The organism is Bacillota bacterium (genome assembly GCA_024655925.1).
Classification (GTDB): Bacteria; Bacillota; DTU025; order DTU025; family JANLFS01; genus JANLFS01.
Genome location: JANLFS010000013.1, coordinates 19,736 through 38,914 on the forward strand (window position 1 = coordinate 19,736; position 19,179 = coordinate 38,914).

Here is a 19,179-nt window from a genome sequence, read left to right on the forward strand (position 1 = left end):
CACGTTACAACGCTCCCACCTTGAACACCGCAAGCCCCACTATGCATACTGCCGCTGCCGCGAGCGAACCCCACAGCATGAGCGCGTCAGCGAATGTGGGCTCATACGGCCTGATGAACGTGAATCTCTTGCTGCTTCCGAACGCCCTTGATTCCATGGCCAGGGCCATGGTGTCGGCCATGGAGAGTGCATTTGAGAACACAGGGGAGATGACATGTGAGGCTTTGCGGATCCTCTCGGCAAATGCCCCTTTCTCGAAGTCGACGCCCTTCGATCGGTGTGCATCTATCAGTGTTCTCATCTGCATCTGCACTACGGGCACGAATTTCCACGCGGTCGATATCACGAACCCGACCTGGTAGGGGACGAATCGAATCCTGGCCAGGATCTGCACGATCTCCGATGGAGATGTCACATAGCCGAATATGGCCACCGCAACCAGGACGGTGAACACTTTCAGCGCCATTCCCACACCATATAGAACCCCCCCTATCATGACTGGCCACGCTGGGCCCACTCCCGGGATCCAACCGGGGATGATGTGGAAGAGCACCTGCCTCGGGTCCTCCAGAGTCACGCTCTTCGGAACGTAGGTGGCTCCCTGGATCAGCACTATTACTGCTGTTACGATGATGAGGAATGAGAGCACTCCCTTTATCTTCGCCCACGGGAACGCGGCAAGGAACCCGAACCCGATGACAATCAGGCCGAGAACCGCCAGGTGCACGGGGTTGCTCCATATCACGCTCACCACTATGGTCGAGAGCAGCCAGATGGATTTGGCCCTCGGATCCAAGCGGTGCATCGGCGTTGACTTGCTTTCATACTCCACAATCACTTGATGCACACCTCCGTGCGGACGCACCCTCTCTGGATGCAAGAAGCCTCTGCGCGGCTTCTTCAGGCGTGAGGATCACCTCTCCCCATATTGCGTTGGAGAGGTCCGCAATTGGCGGACGTCTGAGACTCGCCTGTTCCATCAAGTCCGGGCGGGAGAAGACCTCCTTGGGAGTGCCGTCCCCAACGACTCGGCCTTTTGCCATCACGATGACTCTCTTGGCATAGAGGCTCACGATGTTCATGTCATGAGTGATGATTACGATGGTCATTCCATGCTCGCGTCGGAGACGTTCGAGGTAATCCAATATCTGGAGGGACTCGACCCAGTCGAGTCCGGTGGTAGGTTCATCCACGATCAGGATCTTTGGGCCCATTGCCACCACTGAGCCTAGCGCGAGTCTCTGGCGCTCACCCTTGGTCAGGTATTTCGGCCAGACATCACGGTACTTGGCAAGCCCGATGTCGCACAGGATTCTCTCGGTGACCGCGTCGATCTGCCCTGGTGAAAGGCCGATGTTGGTTGGCCCGAACCGGAGTTCGTCTTCTACCGTCGTACAGAACAGTTGCTCGTCTGGGTTTTGGAAAACGTACCCCACTTCGCGGCAGAGCTCAGTTGTTGGAATACCCTTTGATGGCTTACCGAGTACTTCGATCTGACCAGAGGTGGGCCGAAGCAGGCCATTGAAGTGCCTTGTGAGCGTGGTCTTTCCGGCGCCGTTCTGTCCGACAATCGCTACGAACTCGCCTTCGTGTATGGTGAGGGTGACTCCGTTCAGAGCCTTCGTGCCCATGGGGTACCTGAACTCGAGGTCGACCGTCTCCAGGACGGGACGAGGCCCCCGCAGGAAAGAGGTGCTCCCAGCGGGTTTCTCCGCCTGCGCATCCGCTCGCCCGTTCAGCTGCACACTCTCAGCCCAGCCTGGAGGCCCCCACGCTCCGCGGCTAACTAGGGATACCGCCTCGTCGACCGTGAATGGAGGTTCCTCCCCTCCAATCAGCCGTCCAAACTCTACGATCTGCGGGACGCGTACGCCGGCGGCCCGGATCTCGTCTACATGGGCAAACACCTCCCGAGGACGCCCAGAGAGAACGAACTTCCCTCCCTTCATCACAAACACCCTGTCCGCCAAGGCGAGGATGTCGTCGACTTCCTGCTCTATCAGGACGACTGTGACCCCGAGAGATTCTTTGAGGTGGCGCACGCTCGCAAAGACCCGGGCTTTGCCCTCTGGATCCAGCATCGAGGTGGGCTCATCCAACACCATGATCTTGGGAAGCATCGCATAGACCCCGGCGATGGCAGTGGCCTGTTTCTGGCCGCCAGACAGCCTGTGCGGAGCGCGTGATTCCAGGCCCTTGAGTCGCATAGCAGAGATCGCCTTGTCCACTCTGTCCATAATGCCGGAGTAGTCCAGACCGAGGTTTGAGGGACCGAACGCAACATCTTCTTCTACCGTCATCCCGAAGAGCTGCACGTCAGGATCGCCAAACACAAGACCCACTCTAGTCGCCATTCTCGCAGTGCCCACCACAGATGGAACCATCCCGTCTACAACGACCTTGCCGGAGAGATCTCCGTCAATAAACCGGGGGATCGTTCCGTTCATAACGCACGCGAGCGTACTCTTGCCTGCCCCGGTGGACCCCAGTATCGCCACGCACTCGCCCGGCTCAACCTCGAGAGAGACGCCATCGAGTGCTCGGCGTTTGGAGCCCTTGTAGTTGAAGCTGACGTCCTCCAGTGAAATGATCGGCGCCAAGTGGAACACCTCTCTTGAGCTTCACTCGACGGCCTCAGGCCGTTTCCTGTTCTGCGCACCTTTGAGCGCCCTTGCCACAGTCAACCCGATGACCGCGTTCACCGCCGACCCCAGAATCTGGGACGGTAGAAGTGCAATCATGAGCGCCGGCCCTATCATGAGAGCCCATGGGCCAAGACAGGTGATTGTGTTGACTATGGTCCCCACAATGATCGCGGCCAGCAGGTTCACTTTCTTCGCCACGAACACAGCAAGGGTGACCGTCAAGGCCATTCCGCTGAGGTAGACCGGTACCATTGGGAGCCAGCTTGCGAAGCCTCCAAGGGCGTTCGCAAGAAAACACCCGATGGCAGCGACCGTAGCGCCCACAGGCCAGCCAAAATAGGCGGCTGCGAAGTAACCAGCTGCGGCATCCAACGCGATGGTCGTGGCTGGGCCGGGTACCTTGATCATAGCACCAGCTCCTGAGACTGCTGCCAGAATCGTCACCCGGGCAATGGTTCTTGTGTCCCACGCAACCTTGTGTTCCGCGGGGTGCTCCCTTGTGAGCACCCGTCCGATGCCCCACATGAAGATGAGGTAAAGTAGTGCAAGCGCGTACGCGACGCCGAGTCCCAAAGCGCCCTGTCCAAGTGGCATTTCCCGTACCTCCCTATTAGAGTTCCGTTTGTTTCGAGAGACGGATGACGCTGCGTGCGGCTACATCGTCCGTAATGAGCACATCGAGCACGCCGGTGTGTAACGCACCCAAGATCGCGTCAGTCTTGTTCTCTCCCCCTGCGACTCCCACTACCATCCTGGCCTTCCGAAGCTGGTCCAGGCCGACTCCGACTATCCTGCCGTCAAGGTACGTGTCTACTGGCTTCCCTTCGATGTCGAAGAATCTCATGCACATGTCGCCGACTGTTCCCGCGGTCTCGAGCCTCCCAAGGTCTTCGTCGGAAAACCCTCCCTCCTGGAGAAGCGTGGACGGCGGCTTGAGACATCCTATTCCCACCACAGCAATATCGAGACGGTCCCACATGTCGACTACCCTTTTGATGTTGCTGTCAGATGTTATGGCCGCATGGGCCTCCGGCGTGTCTACAAAGGAAGGAGCGTGCAGGTACAGGTGAGAGCCCCCGAGAGCCTTGGCTATGCGCGATGCAATATCGTTTACCTGGAGTTCGACACTGGCCTGTCCGAGACCGCCAAGAAGAGGGACTGTGAGGAGATCACGAGCGCGTGGGCGGGCGGTGGAGAGCGCGGAGGCGAGTTCACGGAGAGTGGCGCCCCAGGAGACGCCGACTACCAGTCCGGGTTTCGCGCGTTCCGCCAGGTACTCCGCTCCTGCCTTGCCAAGATTCTGCGTGACGAGGTGCGAGGGCCCGCCTTCCCCCGATATTACGACCGCATCACGGAGTCCAAAGCGTTCGCACAGCTCCGCACGGAGGTCACTGAAGTCAAGCCCTGGCGGGACGACTCTTATCACCACGATTCCCTCGGCACGTGCCTGCTTAATGGCCCTTGACACTTGGCTGCGGGATATCCCAAGAGCTTGAGCTATCTCTTCCTGAGTCTTATCAAGCTCGTAGTACTGATTCGCCACTTGATGGAGAAGGCGCCTGTCGAAACCCATGCACTGCACTCCCTTTAACCTACTGGGGAGAAGTCCGGCAGATGGTTTGCACATTTGTTCAGCACATATGTGCTCCAATGGCTACTTCTACGCGGCAATGCTCATTCCTTCTTTGCGAGAAGAAAAAGCATGACCCCTCATCCATCCGGTTGCTTGAGTTTGGAGGCCGGCGTCCTGTTATGCGGCACGTGGGCAAGAGGCACACATCCGCAGGGTCAGCAGCAGCGAGATGGAGGAGCTAGTGAAGGCCTTGGGCCTCGATGGTATGGGAAAGAGAGAGATCTTCAGGATCACTGAGAATCCAGAAGACACGGTCAATAGGTTCCGCACAGAAAGCAGAAGTCAAAGTGGGCATGGAGAAGGAAGGGCTTCTCTGACTGCACTCGCCATGGGCCCCGCTCCAGACGAAAGGCCAGGCCCTGCTTCTCGAGGATCTCATCTTGCAGCACCCTCAAGATGCGGGCCATCGTCACCGCCTACATGCGCACTGCATTCGGACGCCGCACCAGCCTCCTCACAACGCCAATGAGCGGCTCGCCGAACAGCGCGGCGAATATGCACACGATCAGCCCGGCGCAGATCGGGCGAGTGAGGAAGGGGATCAGACTCCCCCCTGTCTTGATGAGGCCCACTCTCAGGTTGTCCTCCACCATCGGGCCCAGGATGAGTCCGAGCACCATCGGGGTAAGCGGGATTCCCGCGCCCTCCATTATGAATCCGAGCAAGCCAGCCCCTAGCATTATGTAGATATCCACAGTGCTGGACCGGAGGGCGTAGGACCCGAGCACTGAAAGAGCGACAACCGTCGCCATCACGATCGCCCTGGGGAGCCGCAGAAAGAGCGCGAAGGCCTTGATTCCTGCGTACCCTATCGCCACCAGGATGAACTGAGAAATGACGGCTACGGCGAACATACCGTTCAGGAGTTCGTGACTGTCCTGGAAGATCGTCGGACCAGGCCTGAGTCCGTACATGAGCATCGCACCAAGGACTATGGCCGTTATCGTGTCTCCCGGAACCCCAAAGACCAGAGCCGGGATCCAGGTACCCCCGAGAGCCGCGTTGTTCGCCGCCGTGGGCGCGACCACACCTTCTTCGTACCCGGTTCCATACTTCTCTGGGTGTGCGGACGTCCTCTTTCCGACCCCGTACGCCACCCAGGCAGCTACGTCTGCCCCGGTCCCGGGCAGAGCTCCGATGAATGTTCCCACAATCGACGACTTGAGCACCGTGGCCTTAAACCGCCACAGTACCCTGAGTGCCTTTGTGAGTGAACACGGCATCTGCTTTGTGACCGCGGGCCTGTTGTCGCCGAGGGGGTTGTTGAGGAACCGGAAGACCTCAGAGAGACCGAACAGACCTATCATTACAGGGATGAACTCTATCCTGCCGGCGAATTCCGGCACACCGAATGAGAACCGGGGGTACCCGGTCGTAACATCTGCCCCGACACAGGAGATGAGTAGGCCGGCAAGGACGGAGATGAACCCGCGGAGGGTGTTGCCCCGCGCGATGATGGCGCTCATAGACAGCCCGAACACACCGAGCCAGAAGTACTCGAAGTTGCTGAAGCGGAGCGCGAATGTAGCAAGCGGTCGTGAGGTGAAAATGAGGAGCGCTACCCCTATCAGCCCACCCACGGCAGAGCCGACGAGGTCTATCCCCAGTGCCGCCTCGCCCTCGCCTCTCTTGGCCATCTCGTACCCGTCGAGCACGGCGGCCCCCGAGGCGGGGGTCCCCGGTATCCTGAGAAACGTGGCGGGTATGTCTCCGGCAAAGATCGCCGTGAACTCTATTCCGAGTATCATCGCGAGAGCGCCGAGCGGAGTCAAGTAGTAGGTCGCAGGTATTATGAGAGCCACAGCCATGGTAGCCGTCAGGCCCGGCATCCCGCCCACGAATATCCCGAACGCCATCCCGATGACCCACGGTACAAGAACCTGGAGCTGGAATATGTCAGCTATCACCGGATACGCCTCCCGATCACCAGAAACTCAAGACGCCTGTTGGGAGCGGAACCCTTAACAACCTCGCAAAAATCAGCGCCAGGCCTACGGTCACCAGGATGGAAGCAAGAATACTCTGAGCAGGCCTCACCTTGAACCTAAGCATGATAATCGTGGACATGATGGCGGTGGTCAGAAGAAAGCCCAGCCTTTCGTGAAGGACTCCGTAGGCAATGATGCACGCGACCATGATGAGACCACTGAGGAAACCCTGGTTTCCAAACAGTCCGGCCAGCGTTCTGACTGGGCACTGATCTGACGAGGTCTCCGAACCTCGTGCACGAAAGGCCACGACGAATTCCGCGGCGCCGCATACTAGTAGCCCGAAAGCGATGAGATTTGGGAAGAAAGCCGGACCCGGAAGCTCAACTCCTCTGACCCGGAAGGCCGGGAAGTCCCGCGTTAGGAGGAGGACGGTCACCCCGAGTGACACACAACAGAGCCCAATTATCAACGATTGTTTTCTCATAACCTCAACCCCTAACGGCTTCGAATCGAAGAACGAGGGGAGGCTCCTCCCGCGTGGGGAAGGGCGGGAGGAGCGCCGGCAGGTGGGTTACTGAATATACCCTCCGAGTTTCAGGACAGTATTCCAGGCCTGATCCTGGGCTGCCATGAAGTCCCCGAACTCTTTGGGGCCTCTGATTCTGGTCCCGAAACCATTCTTGTCCATGAATTCCTTGAACCCGTCTGACGCCACGATCTTGGACATGGCCTTGTAAAGGACTTCCACCACTTCGTCAGGCGTCCCCGCGGGTACCCCGAACCCTCTCCAGGTCCCGGCAGACCAGTCGATGCCTTGCTCTTTGAGAGTGGGCACTTCGGGGAACGAAGGAAGGCGGCTATCGGCCATCACGGCGAGGGCCCTCACCGTGCCTGCCTGCACTTGAGCCGCGGCCTCCGCGAGGCTGCACGTGACGACATCAACGTGTCCCCCGAGAAGTTCGACGAGAGACGGGGCCGCGCCAGTCGTTGGCACCCACGTCACAGCGTCCACAGGAATCCCTGCGACATTCAGCATCCCGATACGGGCGAGATCCCATATCGTCCCTGCTCCGGAGCCTGAGAAGAGAAGCTTGCCTGGGTTTGCCTTTATGTACGCGAGGAGCTCCTTGACGTTCTTCCACGGAGCGTCTGCGCGCACAAGCACTGACGATGCGTCCTCGTTGAACTGCATTATGGGTTTGAAGTCCTTGTACGACACGTCAGCCAGCCCAAGCCAGTGGACCGTCGCGATCTCCAAGGTTATGTGGGTCACGGTGTACCCGTCTGCCTTGGCCCGCGCCCCGGCCCCGTGCCCAACACCCCCGTTGCCGCCGGTCTTGTTCTCCACGACGAAGGGCACTCCCAGCTCCAGTCTGAGTTGGTCAGCCAAGTAGCGCGTCAACCGGTCCGTTCCGCCGCCGGCGGCCCACGGGCAGATCACCGTGACCGCGCGGGTCGGGTATGTCGCTGCGACACCTGGTTGGACAAAGAGAATCAGACAGGCCAATGACAACAGCGTGACTCTGCGCATCAAAGAACCAACACGATTCATCTTCATCTCTCCTTCCGTTCACAGAACACTCATGTTTGATAGACACGACGACCCAGCGTCACTCGGCTCTCAGCAGATGCTCTACCTCCTCCCTGGTGGGTTGGGACACCAGTGGCCCTCGCCCACGGCATGTCATGGCAGCCGCAGCGTTTGCGAACCTGGCTGTTACATCCGGCGAACGCCCTTCCAGAAGACACGCCACGACTGCTGCGTCGAACACATCGCCTGCCCCTACCGTATCCTCCACGTGAACCTGAACACCGGGCGCACGCGAGGCGCCGTCTCTTGTGACAACCAGACACCCATCCGGCCCCATTTTCACCGCGACCAGCGTTACGCCCCCGTCGATCAAGCGCGCTGCGATCTTGACTGGTTCGACATCACCGAACAGGAGATGCGCCTCATCAAGTGTGAGTTCTACAACATCCGCGAGGCGGAGAATGGTATGTCGTACCGCCGCGCGGAGTGTGCTAGATGCCCAGAAACCCGGGCGGATGTTCGGATCGTATGAAACCGTCACGCTGTTGTCCCGGGCAACTTCGATGGCTGCAAAACACGCTTCCATCGCGCTCGGGCTTATTGCCTGGCTTATCCCTGTGAGATGGAGGACCTTGGCGCGAGTCACGTATTGCGTGTCTATGTCGGACTGGCTCAGGTGACTTGCGGCAGATCCTTTCCGATGATAGGTGAACTCGTGGCTCTGGTCATGCGAGCAGGAGAAATAGAGTCCGGTGTAGCCCTCGGCATCAACGACCACATGAGACGTATCTACCCCGGCCCGACTCCATAAGTCCATGAAGCTCCGCCCCCACGCATCGCTTCCCACACGAGTTATGTACCCGGAGGTGTGTCCGAGTTTGGCAAGGGCCACCACGAAGTTCGACGTGTCGCCTCCCCATATCCGCTGAAAAGAAGTCTCTTCGGCGATCGGGCGGCCGGAGGTTCCATAGAACCCGGCGAGCGGCTCACCCAAAGCTACTACCTCGACCATTGCCATGACCTCAATCACCTCATGAGCGATTCCCTTCCGCCGCGGTGCCTCGCGACGAACACGTGCAGATCATTCCATGTGGGCAGGGGTTCGAGATCCCCCCTGGCGGTCACAGCAATCGCCCCCGCGGCGTTCGCGTACATCAGAGCCTCATCGATCGGGCTCCCCTTGAGGATGCACGCCAGGAACGCTGCGTCGAAAGCGTCACCTGCCCCGAGTTCGTCCACCACCGGGACGGAAAAGCCAGGGTCCGACGATGGCACCCCGTCTTTCGGATATGCGCTGGCTCCATGGCTCCCACATTTGACCACAAGGACGCGCGCCGCAGGGCAGAGCTTCCGCAAGATCTCAACCTGGTGCTCTAGTTCATCGTTACCAAAGAGGAAATCAAGATCACCCGTGCCCGTGAAGACAATGTCAGCAAAGGCCAGGAAGGGATCCACAGCCCTGCGCGCCGCTTCTGGGGTCTTGAGAAGCTGAATTCGGATGTTGGTGTCGAAGCTGAACAGTGCTCCGTTGTTGTGGGCGATCTCTGCCAGGCGGAGCGCGGCTTCCCGGCAGCTCTGACTGAGGGCAGGGGTGATGCCAGTGACATGAGCAAGCCTGGCGGAGGAGATCCACTCCGGTTCGATGTCGTCCGGGCCCATCCTGCTCGCCGCAGAGCCGGACCTGTAGTAGTAGACCTTCGATTTCCCCGGAACGGGGTACCCCCTCTGCACCAGATAGACTCCTGTCGGCGCCTCACGGTCCACCGTTACGCGAGAAGTATCCACTCCGTAAGAGTTGAGTTCCATGAGTACGGCCATGCCCATCTCGTCATCCCCCACCCTGGAGATGAAACTAGCATTGAAACCGAGCCTCGCGAGGCCGGCGAGAGTATCCGCCTCACTGCCGGCGACGTGTCGCTCGAACATGCGAACCGCACGCAATGGGCCGGGTTCGGCTGCATTCAACTGGACCATCACTTCGCCCAACGATACAACGTCCAACATGACCCCTCCCGGACACCCTGGTTACCAGGGGCAACCTCCACCGCCAGTCCGCGTATGATGCAGTGCCTCTCTCCCACGAACCCCGGGGATATCAACAGCGCTTGCATAGCCGCTCTGGCTATGGAAGTATTGTGCACTTAGAGACGAATTCCTGCCTCGTGAAGGCGTTCCTACCGACATTCCGCACGTAGATTCTGCCAGCTAATGATTCCGCGAAGAGGAGGCTAGTCCATCATCGAGCGCAGGATCTGTGTATATCTCTTCGCTGAAGCCTGCCAGCCGCAGAAGCCTTGGCACGTCGAAGAGCCGGCCCGTATTGCGCCAGACTCGGCGCACCATCCCTTCGTGTTCGACGTAGGCAACCTGCGCGGTGTCCAACATGTCGAGTATCATCCGAGCCGTCGGCTTCCTCGTCAGCTTCTGCCCGGGTATCATTAGGGGTTCCTCTTCGGTCTCCAAGTTCTTTCGTACCCGCCTTTCCAGCAAGGTGGACATGAGCAGAGCCATTAAGAGCACGTACCCCAGAGCCTCAATCCGGCTCTGCTTCTTTAGGAACACCTGCCCTAGCAGGTAAGGACTTTTGAGAAAGCTGAACCTCGCCTCCACCATCCATTGTTGCTTGTACTCCCCGAGTATGCGCTGAGCTGGATACTTCTTCGTATTCATCACGTTGGTTATCAAGACGAAACATCTCTCCCGCTCTCGCGCCCGGTTTACCTGAGCTTCGTCCACTCCGTGTATCTTGACTTTGGTCTTGTACACCGTTGCCCCCGCGGGGACCTCTTCGTCTTTTCTCGGCCGGCCCCGCCTTGACCGCTTCTCCCTTATGGTTTCCTCCAGGGCCTCGAAGGAAAGCTCGTGGAATCCGTCCTTCCACTTGGCGATGAACAATTCCCCTGCCCGCCTTGCGTCAAGTTCACATACGAACTCTCTGTCGAAAAGCTCTTTAGCCGCCCGTTCGATCTCTTCTCCAGACTTGGCGATCCGCTTCTCCAGGGACTTCTCCTTCCTCGAGTCCAGGGTGGATGACCGGACCACGATGAACCGGTAGTCTGCCTCGGCTATCCGAGCGACGCTCTCGCTAACCCAATACTCAGCCGCACCCTTGCATGAAGAATAGGAGCCAGCGGGTTCCCAGTCGTCCGCCCCGCAAGCCGCTGCGACGGGTTCGCCTACTACCCCGGAAGCAGCCGGTACGTGGGAGATCAACCTGATGTGTTCATATTCTCCGTAGACGGACAGGCTTGTCATATCGAAGTGCATCGAACCCGCATCGACCTCATGAACCTTTAGGGCAGAGGTGATCACGTCCCCGAGAACTTTGTTGGCCCGGGCTTCGAACAGCTTATCCAAGGCTCTACCGAGCGCGTCGGCGAGGCCGATCTCCCTCGACATGGCCGCTACGAGGGAAGTGGCGCCCGCGGTCACCGTCCTTACCGAACCAGGAGCCTCTAAGATAACCTTCATGTCCACCAGCACGCACCCCCGGGTCCCATCCTATCCGGAGGAGTCGAACACGCCTTTAACTGGTCTCTTCCAAAATACCTGCTTGGGAGATGTTACATGCGGAATGTTGGTTCGTACGTGGCACTGGAGCAGGGGATCACCCGTGGTGTACAGGTGAAAACGGATGAGGCGCCAGCCGGACCAGTACTTGCTGATGCCTCACCTGTCATTGCTCTGCTGCGGTAAGCGCGTTTTCCACCGCCTTGAGATAGGCCTTAGTGTTTATGGTTGCACCGCTGACGGTATCCACGTCCAGCGATTGAGTCTCGATGATCTTCCTGACCACCTGCTCCGTGACTTCAGTCTTCGGGATCCGGACTTCCTTCAGGACATCGATATCGGTGACCTTGCCTGACGACACCGTGACCCGAACCGTGTTCGACCACCGACCGCCTTTGAACTGTCCTGTGTAGGTTCCGTCCCTGAGCCTTGTGAAATCTACAGCGCGAATCTGGAGGCTCTTGATAGAAGACTGCCCGGCCATCAGAAAGACGCCTGCTCCTACCATCACTACAACGAATCCTCCGAGAATCGCCAGCAATACCTTCCACATCCGCATCTTCTCCCTGCATTCATCGAATGACATTCACACTTCGACCCTCAGCAGCCAGAAAGCAGTTCTTCAGACCTTCAGTGACATGAACCGATAACTCAACATCGACGAGAACGGCCTCGGCTCTAGGGAACCGCCTGATGAATCCAAGTCCTCTGTTCATCCCGGCCACGAACACGGCCGTCGACAGCGCGTCGGCAATCACGGAACTGTCTGCGACAATGGTCGCGCTCACCAACCCCGAGTCGGCTGGATATCCGGTAGACGGGTCGAGTATATGATGGCGCCTCCTGCCGTGTCTATCTATGAAGTATCGCTGGTAGTCGCCGGATGTGACCACCGCCTTGTCGGCCACGGAAACAAGACCGATCAAGCTACCTTCCTGCCTGGGGTGCTGTATGCCGATCCGCCAGTCTGTCCCGTCAGGTCTTGTCCCGAGGGCCACCACATTGCCTCCTATGTTTGCGAAAGCTGATGTGACGTCGTGGTCCCTGAATACCTGGACGAATCTGTCGCCCGCATAGCCTTTCCCTATGCCACCGAGGTCGATGGATTGTCCGGCCCTCCGGAGCCCGGCGGCCCTTTCGTTGGGGTCCAGTACCAAATCGGTGTAGCCCACCAGAGAAAGAACCCGCCTTATCTTTGAGTCCTCCGGAGGGCTTGATGCACCCCTGCCGATGCTCCATAGGTCCACCAGAGGCCCGATGGTAACATCGAATAGCCCCTGGCAGACACTTGAGAATTCGGCTGCGTGCGACAGCACCTCATATGTGTCAGCGCTCAACCTTTCGCACGAGATACCTGCCGACCTGTTGATCGCGCTTATCTCGCTTCCGGGCACAAATCGGCTCATCAGGCTTTCAAGCCGTGTGGCCTCTCGCCTGATCGCGTGCAGAGACTCTTCGGCGTGTTCACCGAAGGCTCTGTGGGTCATTATTGTGCCCATCCCGAAGCTCTCAGACTCCGCAACGAAGGCCTTGGCCACTGCTAGACCCCTATTCTCCGTCTGCCTGCTCGCGCATTCTGAACCAGGACTCATCAATTTGTATCCTACGACGAGCTTGCGACTTTCCCTTTATTCCAGCTTCGGCGCAGGTCTGTCTCTTTACCGTCCTGCCGGCCCGTCTACTCCCCTGAAGACTCGACCGCCCCCTCAGCCCTGCCTCTTCCGCGCAAGTTCGCATAGAGCATGATAACGAGAAACGCGATGAGCACGAGGCCTATGGGCCGTGTGAACATTGTCCACATGTCTCCGGAGTATGTCAGGATCGCACGTCTGAGCGAGTAGTCGGCGATTGGCCCCACGAGGACTCCCAGGACCATCGGGGCCAGTGGGTACCCGCGCAGTCGCATCAGGTACCCCACCACACCGAAGATGAACATGACCCACACGTCGAACGTGGTGAACCCGGTGCCCCAGGCTCCTATCACACCGAGGGTCACCGCGGCCGGGAGTATGATCTCACGCCTGATGGAGAGAAGGCGTATGAAGTAGGGTGACAGCAGCCAGGAGAGCAGGCGGAACACCACGGCCGAAAACCAGAAGAGCACGATCACCCTCGCGATCAACCCCGGTTGCTCGATGATGAGCATGGGGCCCGGCCGTATGCCGTACATGAACAAAGCCGCGAGCAGAACGGCCGTGGGCCCGCTTCCTGGAATGCCCAGAACCAGCATGGGGATGAGGGCCCCGCCGGAAGTGGCGTTGTTGGCAGCCTCCGGGGCGATGATCCCCTCGGGGTGCCCTGTGCCGAATTTCTCCTTTTCCCTGGACGAACGCTGGGCGGCATCATAGGCCACCCACGGGGCCACGGACTCACCCACCCCCGGCACTATCCCCACTCCGATCCCGATGAGGATCGAACGGATCAGTGTCGTGAAGTAGCGTTTGAACAGACTGAGGTCTGCGACCATGCGTCCAGGCTCGCCCGTCAACTGGTATGGCACTTTCTCGCGAAGGACCCAGAAGACTTCGGCCAGGCCGAAGAGGCCAATCAGGACGGGGACGAACTGAATGCCGCGCATGAGCTCGGGTGTGTACCCGTACCGGAACACGCCCCAGACCGGGTCTGTCCCGGCCATGGCCACCAGAAAACCTGCAAACGCTGCTATCCAGCCTTTCAGCGGGTTCTTGGCACCCAGAGCACCGGCGAGAGTCACTCCTATCAGCGAGACCAGGAAGACCTCCCAGTCCCCCAGTCTCAGCGCGGCCACTGCGATGATGGGCAACAGCAGGAAGGTCCCAAGCTCCCCTCCGATCTCCCCGAAGAAACTGGACCACGTGGCAATGCCTATGGCCTCCCTTGCCCTGCCCTTCTTCGCGAGCGGAAACCCGTCCAGCACGGTGGCAGCCGCCGCAGGGGTTCCAGGGATGTTCAGCATGATCGCTGTCACGCTGCCACCATATATCGCCGCACAGTAGATGCCGACCAGCAAGCCGATCCCAGCGTCCGGAGGCAGGCGGAAGACAAAACCAAGCATGAGGGTCATGGCCATCACAGCGGAAATCCCAGGCAGTATTCCGCCAATGAGGCCCAGGATTCCACCGGCGACCAGCGCGATGAGTGTGACCGAGTTGGAGAGAACGGCCCCCATCATCTGAGGCAACAGCGCCCACTCCTGGGTGAGCAAGCTCCAGTTCATGGCTGTCCCCCCTGCGCTACGGAATCGGCATCTCGAATATCTCGGGTATCAGGTACCCAATGAGTGCGGCGCCGAGGACACTGTAAACCAGGACGTGCCATGCCCTGCCTACGCGAAGATACGCGAAGATCGCGACGAAGAAAAGAAACTGCAGCACTATGAAGTGGATCCATCCCACCAAAGCCACGTAGACTCCTATGAGTGCAACCAGGGTTAGCCACCTGCGGACGATGTCATTGGAAAGGGTGCTCCTAGCCCATCCCGCGATCGACCTGTATCCATGCGTTCGCAGGGTGAGGGCTACCAGTGTTGCGCTGAGGACGAACAGTAGAGACCCGATGAGTGTGGGCGTGAAACCAGCAGCAGTCACGAATCCCAAGGTGCCACGGCGTGGCATGTTCAGCGCGCCCACAATTGCGAAGACCGAGAGAGCCATGAATGCGAGACCCCCGACGACGTCACCGACGGGCCAGTAGTGGTCCTGAAGGTCCCGCGTCTTGGGGGGTATTGGTTTCTCCTCCACCGTTTGACCCCTCACTTCCTACTTGAACTGGCGAATCCGGTTGCCGCTCGCAAGTCTGGGTTGCTAGGAAGAAGGGTGAGTGGGGGACGGCCGGTGCCGGCTGGCTGTCCCCCACCCATTGCCCTACTTGGTGAACTCCGCGAGTTCCTGGGCGAAGAGCTCCTCGACCTTCGCGGGCCAGGGCCTGATCTTCGCTGCAGCCTGGTTGGGCGGCCAGGACCATTCTGTGATCCGCGGGATATTGAACTTCGCCGGGCTGTCAGACACGATGCCCAGCTCGTACTGGGGCCACGTACGGCCCGAGCCGACCTTCGACACGGCCTGGTCAGACGCCACCCCCATCAGCGGCGCGACAATGATCCCGCGGCTCTCGAGACTCTCCTGGAAACGCGGGTGCTTCACCGCATACACGAATGCCTCCGCGATCCGCTCGACGGTCTCCGGCGGTGTGTCTCTTCGGACCGCAATGCCCCAATACGGGTTGATGGCTGTGTAAACCTCCAGTTGCGGGTAGAACCGGTTGATGGTCGGGAACGTTACGCCCCTCCAATGAAAATCCTTGGGGTAGAGGTTGGCCAACGGCCTGACCTGGCCGGCCTCTGCCCAGTCAGAGATGTCTCCCAAAGATACTGAGCAGAACTCGACTGCGCCCGACAGGAGGAAACGTCCCGCTTCGCGTCCGCCATTGTAGGGTACCTCAATGGTCCGGTCGGCAACTCCCGCTGCCTGCACAACGGCCTGCGCGAAGATAGCGCCGTTCCCGCCGGCGCCGGTGCTACCGTAGCGAACCGGCTTGTCTGCCTTCTTGATCGCAGCGATCAGGTCGTTGAGGTCCCTGTAAGGGGAATCTGCCCGAACGTATATGGTCGTCCCACCCATGCCCGCCGGGAAGCTGTAGAAATCCTCCCAGCTGACCTGGGCCTGCTTTGTCACCAGCCAAGTTCCCTGAACCATGGCGCCGCCGAAGAACGTGTAGCCGTCGGGGCGGGACTGTGCTACCCTCTGGCCGGCGATTCCGCCGTTCGCGCCGTCGACGTTCGTGACCTGTATGGGCTTTCCAAGGAACTCGCTCATTTCGCGGACAACGGCACGGACCGTGGTATCGGAAGTGCCGCCCGCGGACCATCCGAGAATGACGGTAATAGCGCGGTCCGGCCAGCTTGCGGCGTAACCGGAGGTGTTCAGCAATGCACTTGCCAGCACCAGTGTCAGAAGCACTGCGAGTCGCTTCATGGCTACGATTCCTCCTTAGCAAAGTGGAAGTTGAGCCAATTCACCACTGCACCGGTCAATCCGAACTCCGCTTTGTGCAACCGCCGGTTCCCTGCCCTCACCCCTTTCTGGATTTCCGCACGGTGACGGATCCTGGCTCACGATCCCTTGACCACTGGGAGTGTCAGAAGCGCGTCTGGGATGACAATGACCCTGGCGCCAGGGTTTCGCGAAAGCTCGTCATCGACCGCTCGTTGTACGGTCTCCGCGGCCTCCAGGTGAATGCGTCTGAGGTCATGAGCGGGTATCAAGCAGTCGGTGATGACCACTCTCGCGTGCTTGAGAATCCACGCCAGTATCAGAGCCTTTTGTTCGCCTGGAGCGAACCCGTTGACCTTCGCGGTCTCGATGATCTCATCAGGGCCTCCTGACCCCGCCATCCACTCCACGTAACCCGGGTGGCCATACCCATCCTCACAGCTTGCAGGGATGATGAGTGTCCCGCCGGCCCTGACGACGGGTCTTGGTCCGAATACTGAAGTGTTGGCAGCCCTGGTGGCCTGGTAGAGGTCGCGGTTCTTTGGGTAGCCCACGCCTGCGACGACCACGTCGCCGGCCTGGTCTATCTCCACCTCGTACAGTGCCCTCGCGGTCTTGACTCCCTCCAGGAATGCCTGAACGGGGTGGCCGGCAACAGCCCTTACCAGCTCTTTCTTGCCGGTCTGAACCACATTCACTATGAAATCCAGCCCGACTGCGGAGGCGGCCTCCGTGAGGAACTCCCTGAAGGCGTTGCCTTCGATGACCCCGAGCCTCGTCTGGGAGAGCATTTCGAAGTTGTGGGTCGCCCCGATGGTCGCCTCGCCCGCTACTCCGACGGCGATGCTCTTGACTCCCCCGCTGTACCCGGCAAATAGGTGCGTCTCTATCACGCCGGTGGATATCCGGACATCGGCCTCGGCGACCTCCTTATTCACCGAGAGGGGAATCCCCCGCCTGGACTTGCCCAGTTCCACCAGGCGGCGTCTGTCCCACGGGTCATGGTTGACGAACCTGATTTTCGAGACTGTGTCCTGGCCGAACATGTCGGCAAGCTCCTCAGAGGTGTTCGGCCTGTGGGTCCCAGTTGCGACCACCGCGGTGATATCGTCGGCTCTGATCCCGCCTGCGACAAGTTCGTCAATGAGTATAGGGACGATTATGTCCTCCGGAAGCTTACGGGTGATGTCCGTGACCACGATGGCGGCTTTCTGGCCGGGCCTCACCATCTCTGACAGGCGCACACTTCCTATGGGGTTCCAGACAGCCTCTCGGATCGCGCGTTCCTCGTCGGCGACTGTGGGAAGCTCGTTACACTCCACGACGGCCACGTCGACCCAATCAGGGATGTCGAATTCCACCAGTCGCCTGCCGTTGGGGACCGCATACCTGGCCACCGACCATCCCTACCTTCCCGAGCGGTCTGCCCCGGCGTCCGGAATTCCCGTCACGCCGTCCTAAGCGCCTCCGGGTTGACCACCCACTTCGGCCTCTGGCCGGTCAGGACGTCCCGCACTCCTTCCGCGGCCCCGGTGGCCATCCTGATCACGCACTCCCGGGTAAGTGCAGCACTGTGCGGCGAAAGCAGCACGTTGTCGAACCCAAAGAGGGGATTGTCCTTATCCGGCGGCTCCCGCTCAAAGACGTCGAGAGCGGCTGCCGCGATGGGGCCGTTTCTGAGGGCGTCGCAGAGCGCCTTCTCGTCGACAACCTCTCCCCGGGAGAAGTTCACCAGGAACGAACCGGGTTTCATCATGGCCAGCCTCGCAGGGTTCACGAGGTGCCTGGTCTCGGGTGTCAGCGGGACGTGCAATGATACCACGTCCGCGGCCCTGAACACCTTATCGACCTCGTCAAGCAGGGTGATCCTCGCCTGGGAAGCCGTCTCGGGCTTGACATACGGATCGAACGCGATAACCCTGAGGTCGAACGCAGTCTGGGCTTTCCTGGCCACGATGGACCCGATCCGGCCAATGCCTATGAGGCCGAGGGTCTTCCCTTCTAGGTCCACCGCCTTGTACTCGTTCCTCGACTCCCACTTGCCCTCACGGGTGGCCCGGTCCATCGGGAGCATCCGCTTGGCCAGGGCTCCGATGGCCAGGATTGTGTGCTCCGCCACCGAAACGGCGTTGGCGTTGGGGGTGTTGAGCACCAGGATGCCCATCTCCGTTGCGGCTTTCACATCTATGTTGTCTACTCCAACCCCGTGCCGGGCGACGACCCGAAGACAGTCAGCGGACTCCATAATCTCTCGGGTGAATGGAGCTGTACGGACGATGGCACCTTCCGCGCCCGCGATCTCTTTCTTTACAGTCTCGACCGACGGATCAGAGGCCACCCTTACGTCGAATGCGTCCGCAAGGACGGCCACTCCGGACTCGTGGATGGGCTGGACTATCAGTACTCTCTTCCTCACCTACAGCACCTGCCTTGGCTTATGAGATGTGACGCCCGCCCACCGGTGGGGCCCGGTCTAGCTCTCCAGAATGCCCATCTCTACGAGGGTGTTTCTCAGCTTAGCCTTGGCCTCCTGGCTCATCTCTCCCACAGGAAGGATGGCCTCACCCGCCTCGATGCCGATCATATTCAGCGCCTCCTTGATGACCACAGGGAAGGTGCCGAGCTCGAACGCTATCCGAAGCGGAGCGAGGCGGTACTGGGCCTCGAGCGCCCTCTTGTGATCACCCGCCACGAAGGCCTCGTAGATCTCCACGGGGATCCGGGGTTCGACGTTGGCGGTGGCGGTGATGGACCCGGTCCCGCCGTAGCATAGAGTAGCGTAGATCAAGGTATCCCGGCCCGCCAGGACTGAGAAATCCATCCCTCTGGTGACCCTTATGTACTCGCCGGTGAGCGTCATGTCGCCACTGGAGTCCTTGACGCCCACGATGTTCTCGACCTGCGCGAGTTCCTTTACGGTCTCCACTTTGATCGGGACCTTGGTTCTGCCGGGATTGGA

At 59.7% G+C, this 19,179-nt stretch carries 18 protein-coding genes; all 18 read right to left on the reverse strand.

Annotated features, from left to right (window positions below; all coding sequences use genetic code 11):
• Positions 1-4: 4 nt before the first annotated feature.
• A complete protein-coding gene (locus NUW23_03390) occupies positions 5-838 on the reverse strand; it encodes an energy-coupling factor transporter transmembrane protein EcfT (GenBank protein MCR4425223.1) in 834 nt (277 codons plus the stop codon).
• Positions 822-2,600, reverse strand: coding sequence for an energy-coupling factor transporter ATPase (locus tag NUW23_03395; protein ID MCR4425224.1), 1,779 nt, complete (start codon positions 2,598-2,600; stop codon positions 822-824). The genes NUW23_03390 and NUW23_03395 overlap by 17 nt, the downstream gene beginning before the upstream one ends.
• Before the next feature lie 21 nt (positions 2,601-2,621).
• Positions 2,622-3,239, reverse strand: coding sequence for an ECF transporter S component (locus NUW23_03400; protein ID MCR4425225.1), 618 nt, complete (start codon positions 3,237-3,239; stop codon positions 2,622-2,624).
• Positions 3,240-3,255: 16 nt separating this feature from the next.
• Entirely contained in the window at positions 3,256-4,218 is a 963-nt protein-coding gene (locus NUW23_03405) for a sugar-binding transcriptional regulator (protein ID MCR4425226.1), read from the reverse strand.
• 476 nt (positions 4,219-4,694) lie between these two features.
• Positions 4,695-6,185, reverse strand: coding sequence for a tripartite tricarboxylate transporter permease (locus NUW23_03410; protein ID MCR4425227.1), 1,491 nt, complete (start codon positions 6,183-6,185; stop codon positions 4,695-4,697).
• A 16-nt stretch (positions 6,186-6,201) separates the two neighbouring features.
• Complete coding sequence (locus tag NUW23_03415; GenBank protein MCR4425228.1) at positions 6,202-6,693, reverse strand: tripartite tricarboxylate transporter TctB family protein; 492 nt, start codon at positions 6,691-6,693, stop codon at positions 6,202-6,204.
• Between the two features lie 87 nt (positions 6,694-6,780).
• On the reverse strand, positions 6,781-7,761 hold the full coding sequence (locus NUW23_03420; GenBank protein MCR4425229.1) for a tripartite tricarboxylate transporter substrate binding protein: 981 nt from the start codon (positions 7,759-7,761) through the stop codon (positions 6,781-6,783).
• 58 nt (positions 7,762-7,819) lie between these two features.
• Positions 7,820-8,770 carry a sugar kinase gene (locus tag NUW23_03425; GenBank protein ID MCR4425230.1) on the reverse strand — a complete coding sequence of 317 codons (951 nt, stop codon included), beginning with the start codon at positions 8,768-8,770 and terminating at the stop codon, positions 7,820-7,822.
• The gene (locus NUW23_03430) at positions 8,767-9,744 is read right to left on the reverse strand and encodes a sugar kinase (GenBank protein ID MCR4425231.1); all 978 of its coding nucleotides are present in this window, start codon (positions 9,742-9,744) and stop codon (positions 8,767-8,769) included. Before NUW23_03430 ends, NUW23_03425 begins: the two co-directional genes overlap by 4 nt.
• Positions 9,745-9,945: 201 nt before the next feature.
• The gene (locus NUW23_03435) at positions 9,946-11,211 is read right to left on the reverse strand and encodes an IS1634 family transposase (GenBank protein ID MCR4425232.1); all 1,266 of its coding nucleotides are present in this window, start codon (positions 11,209-11,211) and stop codon (positions 9,946-9,948) included.
• Positions 11,212-11,416: 205 nt separating this feature from the next.
• Entirely contained in the window at positions 11,417-11,803 is a 387-nt protein-coding gene (locus NUW23_03440; GenBank protein ID MCR4425233.1) for an FMN-binding protein, read from the reverse strand.
• A 19-nt stretch (positions 11,804-11,822) separates the two neighbouring features.
• Positions 11,823-12,788, reverse strand: a complete 966-nt coding sequence (locus tag NUW23_03445) for an FAD:protein FMN transferase (protein ID MCR4425234.1) — start codon at positions 12,786-12,788, stop codon at positions 11,823-11,825.
• Between the two features lie 140 nt (positions 12,789-12,928).
• Complete coding sequence (locus NUW23_03450) at positions 12,929-14,446, reverse strand: tripartite tricarboxylate transporter permease (GenBank protein MCR4425235.1); 1,518 nt, start codon at positions 14,444-14,446, stop codon at positions 12,929-12,931.
• A gap of 16 nt (positions 14,447-14,462) precedes the next feature.
• Positions 14,463-14,969, reverse strand: a complete 507-nt coding sequence (locus NUW23_03455; GenBank protein MCR4425236.1) for a tripartite tricarboxylate transporter TctB family protein — start codon at positions 14,967-14,969, stop codon at positions 14,463-14,465.
• Positions 14,970-15,092: 123 nt separating this feature from the next.
• On the reverse strand, positions 15,093-16,202 hold the full coding sequence (locus NUW23_03460; GenBank protein MCR4425237.1) for a tripartite tricarboxylate transporter substrate binding protein: 1,110 nt from the start codon (positions 16,200-16,202) through the stop codon (positions 15,093-15,095).
• A 137-nt stretch (positions 16,203-16,339) separates the two neighbouring features.
• Complete coding sequence (gene larA, locus NUW23_03465) at positions 16,340-17,617, reverse strand: nickel-dependent lactate racemase (protein ID MCR4425238.1); 1,278 nt, start codon at positions 17,615-17,617, stop codon at positions 16,340-16,342.
• A gap of 50 nt (positions 17,618-17,667) precedes the next feature.
• Entirely contained in the window at positions 17,668-18,636 is a 969-nt protein-coding gene (locus NUW23_03470; protein MCR4425239.1) for a hydroxyacid dehydrogenase, read from the reverse strand.
• A gap of 57 nt (positions 18,637-18,693) precedes the next feature.
• The coding region (locus tag NUW23_03475; protein ID MCR4425240.1) for a dihydrodipicolinate synthase family protein at positions 18,694-19,179 on the reverse strand (486 nt) is incomplete at its 5' end.